Source organism: Chitinophaga sp. NPDC101104 (assembly GCF_050277495.1).
In the GTDB taxonomy this organism is placed as follows: Bacteria; Bacteroidota; Bacteroidia; order Chitinophagales; family Chitinophagaceae; genus Chitinophaga.
This window is the reverse complement of record NZ_JBNNSF010000001.1, coordinates 371,401-385,640: the sequence shown is the minus strand read 5'-3', so window position 1 is coordinate 385,640 and position 14,240 is coordinate 371,401. Positions and strand designations below refer to the sequence as shown.

The 14,240-nt window shown below is 55.3% G+C and carries 8 protein-coding genes and 2 tRNA genes; 3 read left to right on the top strand and 7 right to left on the bottom strand.

Going from position 1 to position 14,240, the window contains the following annotated elements; genetic code table 11:
* Positions 1 to 17: 17 nt before the first annotated feature.
* Positions 18 to 1,190 carry a helix-turn-helix domain-containing protein gene (locus ACQKLP_RS01710; RefSeq protein ID WP_427319460.1) on the bottom strand — a complete coding sequence of 391 codons (1,173 nt, stop codon included), beginning with the start codon at positions 1,188 to 1,190 and terminating at the stop codon, positions 18 to 20.
* A 472-nt stretch (positions 1,191 to 1,662) separates the two neighbouring features.
* On the opposite strand from ACQKLP_RS01710, the gene ACQKLP_RS01705 reads away from it, so the two are divergent.
* A tRNA-His gene (locus ACQKLP_RS01705) sits at positions 1,663 to 1,734 on the top strand.
* 499 nt (positions 1,735 to 2,233) lie between these two features.
* Here the strand turns inward: ACQKLP_RS01705 and ACQKLP_RS01700 are convergent.
* From ACQKLP_RS01700 to ACQKLP_RS01685, 4 genes are all read right to left on the bottom strand, one after another.
* A complete protein-coding gene (locus ACQKLP_RS01700; protein ID WP_427319458.1) occupies positions 2,234 to 4,675 on the bottom strand; it encodes a TIM-barrel domain-containing protein in 2,442 nt (813 codons plus the stop codon).
* Between the two features lie 88 nt (positions 4,676 to 4,763).
* Entirely contained in the window at positions 4,764 to 6,314 is a 1,551-nt protein-coding gene (locus ACQKLP_RS01695; protein ID WP_427319456.1) for a RagB/SusD family nutrient uptake outer membrane protein, read from the bottom strand.
* Positions 6,315 to 6,344: 30 nt separating this feature from the next.
* Positions 6,345 to 9,296: a SusC/RagA family TonB-linked outer membrane protein gene (locus ACQKLP_RS01690; protein WP_427319454.1), complete on the bottom strand. Its 2,952-nt coding sequence runs from the start codon at positions 9,294 to 9,296 to the stop codon at positions 6,345 to 6,347.
* Positions 9,297 to 9,520: 224 nt separating this feature from the next.
* The gene (locus ACQKLP_RS01685) at positions 9,521 to 11,113 is read right to left on the bottom strand and encodes a DUF6377 domain-containing protein (protein WP_427319452.1); all 1,593 of its coding nucleotides are present in this window, start codon (positions 11,111 to 11,113) and stop codon (positions 9,521 to 9,523) included.
* Positions 11,114 to 11,230: 117 nt separating this feature from the next.
* Between ACQKLP_RS01685 and ACQKLP_RS01680 the strand changes: the two genes are divergently transcribed.
* Positions 11,231 to 11,304, top strand: a tRNA-Asn gene (locus ACQKLP_RS01680).
* A gap of 150 nt (positions 11,305 to 11,454) precedes the next feature.
* Positions 11,455 to 12,186, top strand: a complete 732-nt coding sequence (locus ACQKLP_RS01675) for a hypothetical protein (RefSeq protein ID WP_427319450.1) — start codon at positions 11,455 to 11,457, stop codon at positions 12,184 to 12,186.
* Positions 12,187 to 12,194: 8 nt separating this feature from the next.
* Here the strand turns inward: ACQKLP_RS01675 and ACQKLP_RS01670 are convergent, their stop codons facing one another.
* Both ACQKLP_RS01670 and ACQKLP_RS01665 read right to left on the bottom strand, forming a co-directional pair.
* A complete protein-coding gene (locus ACQKLP_RS01670) occupies positions 12,195 to 12,773 on the bottom strand; it encodes a suppressor of fused domain protein (protein WP_427319448.1) in 579 nt (192 codons plus the stop codon).
* A gap of 119 nt (positions 12,774 to 12,892) precedes the next feature.
* On the bottom strand, positions 12,893 to 14,236 hold the full coding sequence (locus ACQKLP_RS01665) for a RagB/SusD family nutrient uptake outer membrane protein (RefSeq protein ID WP_427319446.1): 1,344 nt from the start codon (positions 14,234 to 14,236) through the stop codon (positions 12,893 to 12,895).
* Positions 14,237 to 14,240: the final 4 nt, after the last annotated feature.

Here is a 14,240-nt window from a genome sequence, read left to right as displayed (position 1 = left end):
TCTTTTTTTTAGCAAAACTAGCTGCCATGGCGCGTTCCGTCGACCGCGCCCATCGGCTCGTACCTCATTTCCATCCAATCTTTTTGCCAGGCGGAAGGCGTGGTCCCCGTTACCTTCCGGAAAGCGGCATTGAAAGTGGCCTTGTTCTGGAACCCGCATTCCATGGCGATGCCCAGGATGCTGAGGTGGTGATTCCGCGGATCGGCCAGCATGCGCTTCACCGCCTCTACCCGGTAACCGTTCACAAAATCGAAATAGCTGCCGCCGGAATGCGTGTTGATGACCTGTGAAAGATGGTGGCGCTTCACGCCGAGCAGGTCCGCCAGCGCCGCATGTGTTAATTCCGGATCGAGGTATGGACGGTTTTCTTTCATGAACCGGCGCAGGTTTTCGAATAGCAAAACGGGTTCGGCAAGGCCGGATTTGCGGTATTTCTTCGCCTCCGATTTTTCTTCCTCCGTAAACAGTTCGGGCATGTGCTGGCATTTCCAGGTGAGCCAATACACCAGCACCACGATGGCGGCGTAATTATAATGGTAGAAATGCGTGATGCCGGGCAGGTCCCACTTCCGGCCGAAGAACCCCAGCGCGGAGATCCCCAATATCACCAGCAGGCTCGTCAGGAACAGGTGCAGCCAGCGGAGCCGCAGGGCTTGCTGCGGCGGAGCGTCTGCCGGTAATGTGCGCTTCCAGCGCGTCAACCGGTAAACTGCCGCCAACAGGTACACGGAGATCATGCATAAATTCACCTGGTTCATCCACCCAAAATCCAGCTTCGACAATCCTTCAAAATCCATCAATAATTGCCGTTTCGCATCCGCCGATTGAAAAAACCAGGGACTGAGCACACCCAATGCGATCAGGAAAGGAATGCCATGCCACGCATCCCGGAGATAAAGCCGCGGCCCGTCGCCGGTCATTTTGCGGGTGAGCAGGTACACCAGCGGACCGAAAAGACTGAGATTCAACCACGAAACCCGGCTCAGGTGCGGGAAGGCGAGGAAGAAACCGCGATGGTCGAATGCATTGAGGAGCGCCTGGAAAGACACCAGCATCATGAGCGCCAGCAGCAGCAGAAAGGGTGCGGAGCGCCGGCGGCGAACGAGCAGGAGCACCACGGCCACGGCGGTATTGATCAATCCAGCTACTACGAAGTACCGGAAAAGCAGGGAAGTATCTACGGTTTGCATGGGGTAATTCAGTAAAAATGATCAAATGAATTCGTCCTAAAGACGCCGATGGATGCGGGAAGTTGCACGCTGTAGAGGGAATTTTGAAAACAAAACGTTGCAGGATTATTAAAATCGCGGAATTCTTTACATCTTTGCATCAGCAAATTAAAAAACGCATATCATGTACCGCAATTTTCAACATATCGTTCTTCAGGCGTCAGCGCACCGCGCGGCGGCGGGGGAACCTATTGCGGAGCAGGTAATGCTTGGATAACACGATAATACGAGTCCAATATAACTAAAGCCCCGCAAGCAATTGCGGGGCTTTTTCAATTTACGGCCAATGCTATACATAAGGATTAGACATACACAAAGAAACACTGGGGGCGAATCTTCGCCCGCACGACACACGTAGCCAGGCAACCGAGAAACGGCGGTTGCCCGGAACTCCGGCCCGGTCGTGCAGCATGCGCGGCCGGGCTTTTTTTATGGTGCCTGTAGTTTAGTGGCAGAACGTCCGGTTGTGGTCCGGGAAACGAGGGTTCGATCCCCCCTGGCACCCGATTTATCCCTACGCCTTGTGAATGGGCATTCATCCGGTTAACCCCGAAATTTTTCGCCCGAAAGCGGCCTTCATCCGGTTGACCCATTTTTAGATTCGCCTAGCGGCAGGACGTCCGGTTTTGGTCCGGAAAGCGAGGGTTCGAATCCCCCTGGCGATCCTGTTAACCCTATACCTGTGAAGCATCGCCGATGCAAACCGGCCTTCATCCGGTTAACCCAATGCGCAAGCGTGGAAGTTCAGCCCTTCCCGCCGCTGCGCCTGTCGACCCGAACACAGTGTAACCCCTGTACCTGTGAAGCGCCCGATCCCGATCGGCCTTCATCCGGTTAGCCCAACGCGCAAAGTGCCGATCGCGGCCAGCGCCCTGTTAGCCCTATACCTCAGCCGGTACCCGGTGCGCCTGCGCACACGGGGCCGCTGTGTTTTCACCCGGCCGTAAACAAACCGGCCCGGCATAAAATACCAGGCCGTTTGCTTTCCTTACTTGAGGAATCGCTTATTCCACGTTTACAGTTATGGACTGATCGTTGTTCGGCAGCGTGAGCGTCTTCACCGCGCATTTCACGACCGGGTTGGCCACGCCCTGCGGATCGAAGCGCGACACCGGCTGCACCGCCACCCATTCTCTCTCGGTCAGTTTCCGCTCCGTACCATTCACTTTCGCCGTGCTGCTCCCGAACCCGTGCAATATGAGCTGGATCTGCCGGAAGTGAGACGGGACGCCGCTTTGCGGCTGCTCCAGTACCAGGTTCCCTTCAGCCGGCTCATAGCTTATCACTCGCCGGAAGCTCGCGCCTTTTTCGTACGCGAACGTTTCGCCATCGTCTTCGTAATACTCGAAACGATGGCTGCGCGCACCTTTGTAAATATGCAGGAACAGCGTGTCCGTGGGCTTTTCAGCCGTCGACTGAACCAGCGACTGCATCGGAATGATGCTGCTTTCGCGGATGAACACGGGCAGGGTGTGCATGCCCAATGTCAGCATTTTTTCGCCGGGCGTTTCTTTCGCGTCGTTGTATAAATTGTACCAGGCTCCGCCGGGAAGGTACACCGGCGCGTAGGTTTGCTTGCTGTCGAACGGTGCTACCAGGATGCCATCGCCGAGGAGGAACTGGTTCTGGAAGCGGGGATCGTAGACGAGGGGGTCGTGCGTGTAGCCGATAGCGAGGGTGCGCATGAGCGGCATGCCCGTGGCGCTGGCTTCGTGGAAGCCGGAATAAAGGTACGGCAGGAGTCGGTAGCGCAGGTTGATGTAGTTCCGCGCGATTTCCAGGACTTCCTCCCCGAATGCCCAGGGCTCGGCGGATTTGGTGTTGATGCCGGTGTGACTGCGGCAATACGGTAAAAACGCGCCCAGCTGGATCCAGCGGGCGTACAGGGCGGGAGACCCGTTCCCTGTGAACCCGCCGATGTCCATCCCGGAAAACGCCACGCCGCTCAGGCCCAAACTGTTCATCAGCCGCACGCCCAGCAGCATGTGATCGTCTTCCGCGCGATTGTCGCCCGTCCAGATGGCGGTGTAGCGTTGCAGGCCGGCGTAACCGGCGCGGGTAAGGATGAAAGGCCGGCGTCCCTGCATGGCCGCGCGTGCGCCTTCGTAGCTCGCGCGCACCATGGCCGATCCGTATACGTTATGCGCTTCGCGATGGGTGGCCGTTCTTCCCTCGAAATCGAACAGCACATTGTCGGGCATGTTCTGCCCCCATGTGGCGATCTCGTTCATATCGTTCCAAAGCCCGTCTACGCCCGCGTCCACATATCCTTTCACCTGCTCTTTCCACCAGCTGCGGCCTTTGGCGCCGGTGAAATCGGGAAAGTGGCACCAGCCGGGCCACACCTGGCCGGTGTAATATTGTCCATCGGAATATTTGATGAAAATGTCCGCCTTTTTCCCGCTTTCGTAAGCGTGATAATTGGCTTCGGTTTTGATGCCGGGGTCAACGATCACCGTGGTGCGGAAACCCATTTTCCGCAGGCGGGCGTTCATGCCCGCGGGGTCGGGAAAGCGCTGTTTGTTCCAGGTGAAGAGCTTGTAGGCGTCCATGTAATGAATGTCGAGCGTGATGCCGTCTGCCGGGACCTGTTTCTCCCGCAGCGTTTGCGCGATCCGCATCACTTCGGCTTCCGGATAATAACTGTAACGGTTCTGCTGATACCCGAGGCTCCACATCGGCGGCATCGGCATACGGCCGGTAAGCCAGGTGTATGCCGAAATAATGCCCGCCACTTCGGGGTGATGGATGAAGTAGTAATTCATTTCCCCGCTGTTCGCGGAAAACGACGCAAAACGGTTGTTGCTGGCGCCGAAGTTGAAATTCGTCCGGAAGCTGTTATCGAAAAACAGGCCATAGCTTTTGCCGTGATGGACGCCGATGTAAAACGGGATCGTGGCGTAGATGGGGTCCTGGTTGACGGTGTACCCGAACGCATCGGTGTTCCAGTTGGTGTAGGAGCTGCCGCGGCGGTCGAGGTTACCGGTTTTTTCTCCCAGCCCCAGGAACCGCTCGCCGTCCTGCATGGTTTTGTAAGCCGTCACTTCTTCGCCGATCCAGGAGGTGCCGAGCCCCGGTTCATCGGCCTGCAGCACTTCGCCGCTCTTCGTGAGAAAGTTGACGGAGAAAGGCTTTTTGCCGATGCGCGCCACGAGCGAATCCGTTTCCAGCCTGATCTCGTTTTCGTTCTGGGTGATGACGGGCGCGAAGTTTTTCGGCGCAGCCACCACCGCGTAGGAAAAATCCTTCCCCAGTTCCTGCCTGTCCATCCGTACGCGCACCACGTTGTGCGACCAGGCGGTAATTTCTGCTTTGGCATTTGCGGTGGTGATGCGGACGGTTTGGCCGCTGATGTTCACGCCGGTCACATTCCCGGGCGTCACTACCTGCTGTGCCGCTGTGGTAGCGGTGATGAGAAGGCACAGGCTCAACATTCTACCGATCATATTTTGCTGATTTTTTTGCAAAAAGAATCCAGCAGAGAACGGCGGTGCCGCCCTCTGCCTGGATATTTTCCTGTTCAGTCTTTACGAATTAATATCCCGGATTCTGTTTCAGGTTGGGGTTAACGGCCAGATCGTTTACGGGTATGGGAAACAGGAGATTCCGCGGATCGTCTGTGGGCTTGAGGTCCCAGGGTTGCAGGAATTTCCCGAAGCGGATCAGGTCTTGCCGGCGCCATCCTTCCCAATACATTTCGCGGCCGCGCTCGTCGAGCAGGTTGGCGAGTGTGAGGGTGGCGAAGGGTGTGGCGCCGCGCTTCACACGGAGCTGGTTCACCACCAGCAATCCGCCGGCGGCGTTATTGGTACGCAGTTGGGCTTCGGCTTTCATGAGCATCACGTCTGCCAGGCGGAAGAATACCCAGTCGTTGCTGGCGTTGTTACTGTTATGGCCGCCATCTGTCACCATATCGGGCGGATATTTCACGACGCGGATGCCTTTGATCTCGAGGTCGTTCCCGGATTCGGAGAGTTTCAGGTCGCGGGTAAAGGCGAGATTATTGCCTTTACGGTCTTTCAACGCCGTTCCGTTCTTGTCGAACTGCTGGCCGATGAGGAAGCCGACGCGCGTGCCGGTCACGTCCGTCACGCCATCATATGCAACGCCGCGGCGGATGTCCGTTGCTTCGAACAGGTCATAAAAAGCGGCCGTGGTCGCGAAACCGTTCCATCCGCTGGGCATCTGGTGATAGTGCAAAGTAGGCGCCCAGTGGCAGAAAGCCGCGTTGCCGCCGCGGATCGTGCTCAGACCCGGACCATTCTGCTGGGTAAAAATATTCTCGGTACCGATCACGTCGTTGTTGTACGCGAGGTTGTCGAAATAATTATTGGCGAGCGAATATCTGCCGGAACCGATCACCTGGTCGGCCAGGGTGATCACCTGTTGCATATCGGCCGCGTCGAACGTCGGGTTGGAGCGGTTGAGGAAAGCGCCCTTGTTGAGGTAGCATTTCATCAGCAGGGCGCGGGCGGCGTCTTTGCTGGCCGTCCAGGCTTTTACGGTGCCCGAGCGTTCGGGGAGGTCGGGGATGATGGCGGTCAGCTCGGCGATTATGAATGCTATGGCTTCCGCCGCAGGCTTTACTTTCGGCGGCAACAGCAGGTTTTCGTTCGGTTCGCGGTAGGGCACCTGTCCCCATCCGTCGAGCGTCGCGAACATGCTCAGGGCGCGGATGAACCGGGCTTCGGCGGCCTGTTGTTTGGACGGTTTGAAGTTGAGCACGTTCGTAGCGGAGAATTGCAGCAGGAGGAGGTTCGTGAACGTGTTTTGGATGGTGCCATGCTCGGGCGTCCAGGTGTGGAGCTTGAGGGAGCGCCATGCGCCGTTATCGTCCCAGTCGCCGCCGCGGGTGGGCGCTACCGCTTCATCCGAAGGCATTTCCTGCAGGGCCCAGAAGTTAGACTGGTCCTGGAAAGGCAGCTGCATATCGTTGTAAGCGTTGATGAGCAGCGAATTCACCTTGATCACTTTTTCGGCTTCGGAGCGCACCAGCGTGGAACCGAGTTTTTCGTCGAGCTTCGTGCAGGCGCCGAATGCGAGGGCAGACAGGGCGAAGATGGAAAGTTTTTTATGTAGATGCATGATTATCTGGTTTAATAAAGGGAAACGGAATTAGAAGGAAACGCCGACGCTGAACATGATATTCCGGGCGGTGGGGTACGGGATGTACTCGATACCGAACGAATTCACGCCATTCACGCTTTTGTCTGTGTTCACTTCCGGATCGAACCCGGAATATTTGGTTATCACGAAGAGGTTCTGACCGGTGAGGGCGAGGTTCAGGTTCTTGAAATTCTTGCCGATGTCGCCGAAGGAATAGCTGATGGTGGCGTTGGTGAGCTTCAGGAAGTTGCCGCTTTCGAGGTAGCGGGTAGACGTGGCGATGGGGTTCGAAGTGCTTTCCCCGTTGTTCAGCAGGTTTTTCCCGATGTTGCGGGACGAGAGGTTGTTGATCGCCAGTACCGTGTTTGCCGTGTTGTTGTACAGTTTATGGCCGAAAGCGCCGTTGAAGTTCACGGAGAAGTACCATTTCTTCACGCTGAGGTCTGTGGTGATGCCGAGGAGCGTGCGGGGGTTGGGGTCTCCGCTGTAGAAACTCTTATCGGCGCCGCCTTCGTATTCGCTGATGCCGTCTTTGTTCAGCCCGGTCCATTTCCGCAGGTAGAACACGTTGAGCGGATAGCCGTTGGCGAAACGCTGGATGGTAGCGCCGGATACGCCCTGTCCGCTGATAGCGCCGGTCAGTACATCGGGCCCTTCATAATTCCGCAGTTCGTTTTTCATGAAAGCGGCGTTCACGCCCAGGTTCCAGGCCAGGTCCTTCCCGCGTACCACTTCGCCACGCAATGCCAGTTCCACACCGCGGTTGAGGATTTCGCCCGGCATGTTGCGCCATACATTGGCGGCGGGGCCGGGGCCGGTAGCGATGAAGTTGAACAGGAGGTCGGACGTCTTTTTATGGAAATAGTCCACGTTACCGGAGATCCGGTTTTGGAGGATGGAGAAATCGATCCCCGCGTTCAGCTGTGCCGATTTTTCCCATTTCAGGTCGGGGTTGGCCGCGTTGATCTGGCGCGATCCGCCGCCGCCGGTGAGCATGAATTGTTCCTGCGCGGCGCCTGCGGGGAATTCCTGGTTGCCCGTGATCCCCCAGCCCGCGCGGATCGCCAGCTGCTGAACGAACGAATTGCCTTTGAGGAAATCTTCCTGGCTGAGGTTCCATTTCGCCGCAAACGAGGGGAAATATCCGTAACGGTTATTCTTCCCGAATTTGTTGGACCCGTCTGCCCGCATGGTGGCCGTCAACAGGTATTTATCGTACAGGTTGGCGGTTACGCGGCCGAAGATCGACTGCAGTTCCGATTTGGGCTGCACCATGGTCGACATGAACGTGTTGCTCTGGTGCGGATCCTGGAGGATGCTCGTGTAGGGCAGCGCGTCGGTACTGAATCCCAGGGCGCCGAGGTCGGTGGTGCGGTATTGGAAATCCTGGTATTCATACCCCACTACGGCGCCGAGATGGAAGGCGTCGGTGATCTGTTTGTTATAGTTGAGGGTGTGGGTAAACAGTTTGGTGAGCAGTTCGGCATTTCCCTGGTAGGCCTGGCCGAGGTCTTTCACGCCGTTGATATTGATCCACGACTGTATTTCCGTGCGGCGGATGCCGGCCTGGCGGTTGATCGAGAAGAGGAAGCGGTACTCCAGGTCGTTGGTGATCTTGAAATACGGGGAGATATTGCCCAGCAGGTAGCTGATATCGGCCTTATCGTCCCAGGCTTCCGACATGCCCAGCGGGTTTACCGCGCCGTTGCTGCCGAGGATGGTGAGGCTGCCGTCGGGTTTGCGGAGGTTGAGCGTGGGGTTCCATTGGAGCGCCTGGCCGATGAGCGACCCGGTAAAGCCGGCGTTGTTGGAAATGGGCGCCATGGTTTCCACGGTTTGCGCGGCCATGAGGGAGAAATCCAGGCCCAGGCGGCGGCTTTCCAGGAACTTGAACTGGCCGGTGAGGTTGCCGGTATATTTTTTCAGGCCGGATTTGAGGACGATGCCTTCCTGGTCCATCAACCCAAATGCGGCGCGATAGCGGGCATTCTCCGATCCGCCGCTTACGGCCACGTTAAAATTATGGGTGAGGCCGGTGCGGAGGATGGAATTCAGTCCTTCCGCGGAGCCACCTTCATCTCCCCCTGCGAAATTGTAGTTTTTCAGGGTTTGACGGAACTGTTCGGCATTGAGCACCTCCAGTTTTTTCATGGCGGAGCTGGCGCCGATGGAGTAGTTGAAGTCCAGTTTGGCGGGGCCTTCCTGTCCTTTTTTGGTGGTGATGATGATGACGCCGTTGGAGCCGCGGGAGCCGTAAATGGCGGTGGCGGATGCGTCTTTCAGCACGTCCATGGACGCGATATCGAAAGAGTTCACGAAGTTGAGCGGGTTGGCGGCGGGAGTTTGGCCGATGCCGTTGGCGTTGATTTCCGGGCGGGCCACGCGGCCGTCGAGCGGAACGCCGTCGATCACGTAGAGCGGCTGGTTGCCGGAGCGGACGGACGATACGCCGCGGATCCTCACGGTGGCTGCGGCGCCGGGGGCGCCGGAGTTGTTAACGATCATGAGGCCGGCCACTTTGCCCTGGATGAGCTGGTCGGGCGCGGCCACGATCCCTTTATTGAAGTCTTTGGCTTTCAGCGAGGTAACGGCGCCGGTGAGGTCTTTTTTGCGGGTGGTGCCGTATCCTACCACCACCACGTCGGTGAGGGTGGAGCTTTCCAGTTTGAGGACCACGGAGATTTCAGACTGGTTGGCGATGCTCACTTCCTGCGGGGCGTAGCCGATGAAGGAGACCACGAGCGTTTTGGTTTGGTTGGGCACGTTGAGCTTGAAGGCGCCGGTAGGGTCGGAAACCGTCCCGATGGTGGTGCCTTTCGCCTGAACGCTGGCCCCGGGGATGGCGCTTCCCGTTTCGTCGGTAATCTTGCCGGAAATGGGTTTTGTCTGGGCGAAGGCCACCTGGGATAGAAACAGGGTCAGGCAAATCAGCAGCGCGCTAAGCAGTCGCATTTTGATCATAACGTAGTGTTTAAAGAATTACTGAGATAGTTTTTGCGGAGTGGAAACTAAACGTGAAATCCAATTTTGGTTGAACGGTTCAAAGTAAACGGGTTCGCGACTGGCGGCAAACTATTATCGCCCGAGTATAGAAATTAAAGGCCCAAAACGCCCGTCACTGCAAATCAATTGAATGATTTACAATCGGTTAACAATGCATATAAATATCCTTAATATAAACGTTTTTATATCTTGATTTGCATGATCCGGTCTTCGAACTCGTCGTTGGGGAGGGTGGATTTGTTCCGGATTTTGGTTTTATAGGCGTAAATGGTGTTGACGGAGTATTCGAGGATGCGGGCGATTTTCTCGTTTTCGGAGATACCGATCCGGATGAGGGCGTAGATGCGGAGGTCGGTATTGAGGAGCTCGTTTTCCTTGAGGCGTATCTGGTCTTCTTCCCGGAAGAAGGAGTTGAACTCGGCCACGAAGTTGGGGAAAATGCGGAGGAAGATGCGGTCGAAGTTATGGAACAGCTCTTCCCGTTCCTGTTTGATATTTATATTATTGACGATATAGCGGATATCGCCGTGTTTGTGGTCGGCGAGTTTCGTTTCGACCTGGTTTTTTAGTTTTTCGATTTTTTCGATGTAGGCCGAGGCGATGTGGAAGCAATAGCCGATATATTCTTCCTTGATCCGGTTGGATTCGAGGAGTTTGTCGTTGATTTCCTGCTGGCGGCGGTGGGCGTCGGTAATGATTTCCTTGGCGGCTTTGAGCCGGCGGATTTGTTTGAAGATGATGAAAGTGAGGAGGATGAGGGCGAGCACGAGGAAGGTGGCGATGGCGGAGTAGACTACCAGGCGGTTTTTCTCGCTTTCGACGGCGGAATACCGTTCCCCTTCGATCATGGGGAGGATGGCGCTTACCTGGACTTTCCGCTGGCGGGCGCCGTAGAAGGTGGCGTCTTCCACGGCCCGTTCGATGTACCGGGACGCGTTTTTGATATCGCCTGTCTGGAACAGCAGTGAGGCGAGGTTGAAGGCGGCGGTGGTTTCCTTGACGGAGCCGCGGGTGTCTGCCATGGCGGATTGGGCGAACATGGCGATGGCGGAGTCGTACTGTTTCCGGAATACATATATGGAGCCGATGTTCGCCTTGATCATGGCTTGCTGGTGCCAGGAGAGGTTGGGCAGGGCCATGGTGCGGCGGAGGTAATGGAGGGCGGAGTCGAGGCGGTTTTCCTTGAAGAACTTGTACCCCAGGCAGGAGAGCCGCTCGTAATGATCGTCGGGGTAGCTGGCGGCGGCGGAGTCGGTGTAGAGGCCTGCGAGGCGGAGGTAACGTGGGGAATAGTACCAGTCGTTCACATAATCGGCGAGGTCATAATAATATCTGCGGATGAGCACGTAATATTCGGCGCGCATGGTGTCGGGGAGTGCCTGGGGGTGGAGGGAGTCGAAAACGGCGGCGGTTTCGCGGAACATGCCGGACGAGAGGAGGATGAACCCGAGTTTGATATCGGCGTATGCAGACCGGTGGGGGTCGTTCATGGCGCCGGCGATTTTTTTGAGTTGGAGGGCGTAAGAAAAAGCGGTGTCGTAGTTGAACGACTTGTATTCATTATACAGGCGGATGCAGGCGTCGTACTGCGAAGCGGGAGACGTTGCGGCGGCGAGTTGTTGTTTCAGCGACTGGAGGAGGGTATATTTCGAGTTATCGAAATCGCGTGTGAGGCGGATGGTTTCGTCCAGTTGGCGTAACATGCTGTCTTTCCCGGATTGTGCCGTGGTTGCGGTACTCCAGAGGATAATAATGCTGAACAGGATCCACTTCATAAAATAATGCTGGCAGCTATAAAGATATCAGAAAACAAGATTTGAGAAAAAAAATGAAAATAGATTTTGCAGAAATGAAATTTTGTCTATTTTTGCAATCCCAATCGAGGGAAACACTCCTCCTTAGCTCAGTTGGTTAGAGCATCTGACTGTTAATCAGAGGGTCGTTGGTTCAAGTCCAACAGGGGGAGCAAAACTCCACAAAAGGATCGCGGAAGCGGTCCTTTTTGTATTTTACACCCCAAGGAAATTTCGCAAAATCCCGACAAGATGTAACTGCCGATGCCAGCTCATCCTTTTGATGGAATACAACCTCTCATCATCAAAATCCCCATCACCTTATGTTCAACCCGACAAGAAGAAACAGGAATACAGGCACGGAGCGCCGCGGCTATGGCCAAAACAACCAACTCACGATCCCCCGGTCATCCGACGGCAAAACGTACCTCGAAAAAATAAAACCCATCGAAAAACGGGAAGTCACTATCAACGGACACCCATTCCTTTTCCTCATCGAAGCCACACGCGCAGGCTCCATCCATGCATGCTCCATTTCAGACGTGGAACAGATCATCCGGCAAATCCCTTCAACAGACTACGGCGAAATGAAGTACATCATTTTCCGGCAACCCAAAAGGAAAGAAGAAATATTGTCGCCCGTTTGGGGCCGCCTTGTTTACGCTTACGAATACGAAAACGTAATCCGCCCCGCCATCATCCTGGAATCGGTGAATTATCCCCGAAAAATGAAATGGAAAAAATCTTTGTCGGTTTCCGATCAACAGGAACTGGAAAGACTGAAAAAAGACGGGCATACATTTATCGACGATGGAAAATACCTCCAGGCAGAACTGCTTCCCGAAAATGTGCGGAACACCCAATTATACCGCACGCTGCCGCATGAATTCGGCCACTACGTTCATTACCTGCGGATGGTAGAACCGCCCGACAGCGACCCTGATGATTTCGAACAATGGGAAAAACGATATGATGCCTATCATCGCCTGCCACAGGAAGAAAAGGAAACCTTCGCCCACCGGTACGCCAGCGAACTGGCGGCCAGGCTAGCGTAGTCCCGGGCTCATTTACCGGTCACGAGGCACTCCCTGCCGGGGTTTGAATAATCCAGCCCCTTATCTTCAAACAATTGCTCCAGCGCCTCGCAACCATGCTCCATCTTATAATCCCTTTCCGCCCTCGTTATCGGGATCAGCCAGTAACAATGGATTTCGTGATGCTCAAAATCAAAAATCTCTATTTCCCCATCGAGATAAGGTAAGGAAATGAATGCATGATCACAGATGGAGCTATCGAGCCAGGGTTGCCCGATATTGACGGTATGATGAATATTCAATGGAAGTCCCGTTCTATGGTAAGATGCGCAATACGTCATCATTTCCACCAGCTGTAAATCCGGCTTCGGAGAAAAAGCGAACAACTCGATCAAATTTTCATCCATTCTATCCGCCGACATCCCCACCGTACAATACACAAACAAGCCCTGACGCGCGTTGGGAGGAAACTCCAGCACATGAAAGCCAGCATGCAATTTTTCCTTCGGCCCTCTATCCAATATCCGCTTCTTTCCCTCCACACCGAAATATTGCTGAAAATGCCGCTCCAACCGTTCTATATAACTTTTTGAATCCAGTGCCTGCATCCTTTAAAAATTCACTAAAAACAAGTTAAGCATTTCCTCCCATTGACTCCATCCATCCGAAAAAACAAAAGCCGGCTGCATAACCCACGCAGCCGGCTTCATCTATCCAATCAATTCCCCTAAATCGCAGGGTCCGCCGGCGTATTCGGATTATTATCCCGCTCGTTCAACGGATAAGGATAAAAATTCCGGTTCCGCTCCTCACCAGGCTGGTTCGGGCCAGGACGGCCAAACCGCCGGCTATCCTCCAGCTCCTGTCCGCTGATGAACATCTCCAGCCGGCGCTGCTTGTAAATATCGGTCATGATCGCCGCCTGCGTTACCGCGCCGGCGTAGGGCGACTGGTTCGCCCCGATACCATAAATATCGTCTGCCGCTTTTTTCGTGCGTACGGCGTTCAGCGCAACGATCGCATTCGGGAATTGCGACTGCCGCGCGTAATTTTCGGCGATGATCAATTGCATCTCACCGGGCAGGTACACGGGGTACGACGAAATATTGGTTTCCGCGAAAGCCTTCAGCGGATAGGTAGTCCCGCTTTTGAAAGTGATGTAATACCCCACCCGCGGGTCTGTAGCGGCCGGCACCGGCGCCAGTCCGTTGCGCAGGCCCAGCGTAGAATCGATCGCGCCAAAAACGTTCTGCGTCAACGCCTGCTCCCCGACAGGGTTCGGCGTTACAGTAGAAAAAAGGAACTCCGATTTCTTGGTGGCATCCACCGCCTGCGCGTAGGTGATGGCTTTTGTACCGTCTGCTGCATTGTAGGTACCGGTAATCATGCTTTGTATGTTGTAAAACCGGGCCAGTAATGCTTTGATGGTATTTTTCGCGTCGATCCCTTTCGGCACTTTACCGAGGAATTTGGCGCTGATGGCCGTGGTGGCCAGTTCCGCATCGGCGCTCTCCAGCACCTGGATCACCTTTTTCAACGCTTCCGCCCGCGGACTGAAAGTGGCATGGTTGGCGTTCGCCAGCGGGATCTGTTCATAATATTGCACGAGCATCCCCATACTGAGCGCGTAGAAGATGCTGGCGTATGCCTTCAGACCCGCCCGGTCTGCCGGATCGGTGGCGATGGCGAGATTGTTGAGCACGGTTTCGGATTCGGTCCGCAACAACAGGCATTGCGTCCACATCTGTGTGATGAAGGAATTGCTGAGCGTGATGGCGCCCTTTCCGGTTTCCACCTCTTTTTCGCTGGTGTTACCGATGTTGATGGTATATAAAGCATACACGCTGTACCCGCCGCCCACGGCATAACAATACAAGGGGCTTTGCCGGCCTATCGAATAACGGCGCTGCAAACCGGCGCAAAGCGTCATCAGCGCATCCGGACTGGTTTCCACGCTGGGTACCGAGCCCTCGCTCGGGTTGATGTACTCCTTGTTGCACGAAGTACCGGGAAGAAGCGTGCACCCCAACAGGAAGACGGCCACGATTCGTTTTATATGATGCATTTTCATGTTA

Coding starts and splice junctions, on each gene's coding strand:
- ACQKLP_RS01675 (WP_427319450.1), top strand. CDS start 11,455: ATGTTCAACCCGACAAGAAGAAACAGGAATACAGGCACGGAGCGCCGC.
- ACQKLP_RS01695 (WP_427319456.1), bottom strand. CDS start 6,314: ATGCATCTACATAAAAAACTTTCCATCTTCGCCCTGTCTGCCCTCGCA.
- ACQKLP_RS01685 (WP_427319452.1), bottom strand. CDS start 11,113: ATGAAGTGGATCCTGTTCAGCATTATTATCCTCTGGAGTACCGCAACC.
- ACQKLP_RS01710 (WP_427319460.1), bottom strand. CDS start 1,190: ATGCAAACCGTAGATACTTCCCTGCTTTTCCGGTACTTCGTAGTAGCT.
- ACQKLP_RS01700 (WP_427319458.1), bottom strand. CDS start 4,675: ATGATCGGTAGAATGTTGAGCCTGTGCCTTCTCATCACCGCTACCACA.
- ACQKLP_RS01690 (WP_427319454.1), bottom strand. CDS start 9,296: ATGATCAAAATGCGACTGCTTAGCGCGCTGCTGATTTGCCTGACCCTG.
- ACQKLP_RS01665 (WP_427319446.1), bottom strand. CDS start 14,236: ATGAAAATGCATCATATAAAACGAATCGTGGCCGTCTTCCTGTTGGGG.
- ACQKLP_RS01670 (WP_427319448.1), bottom strand. CDS start 12,773: ATGCAGGCACTGGATTCAAAAAGTTATATAGAACGGTTGGAGCGGCAT.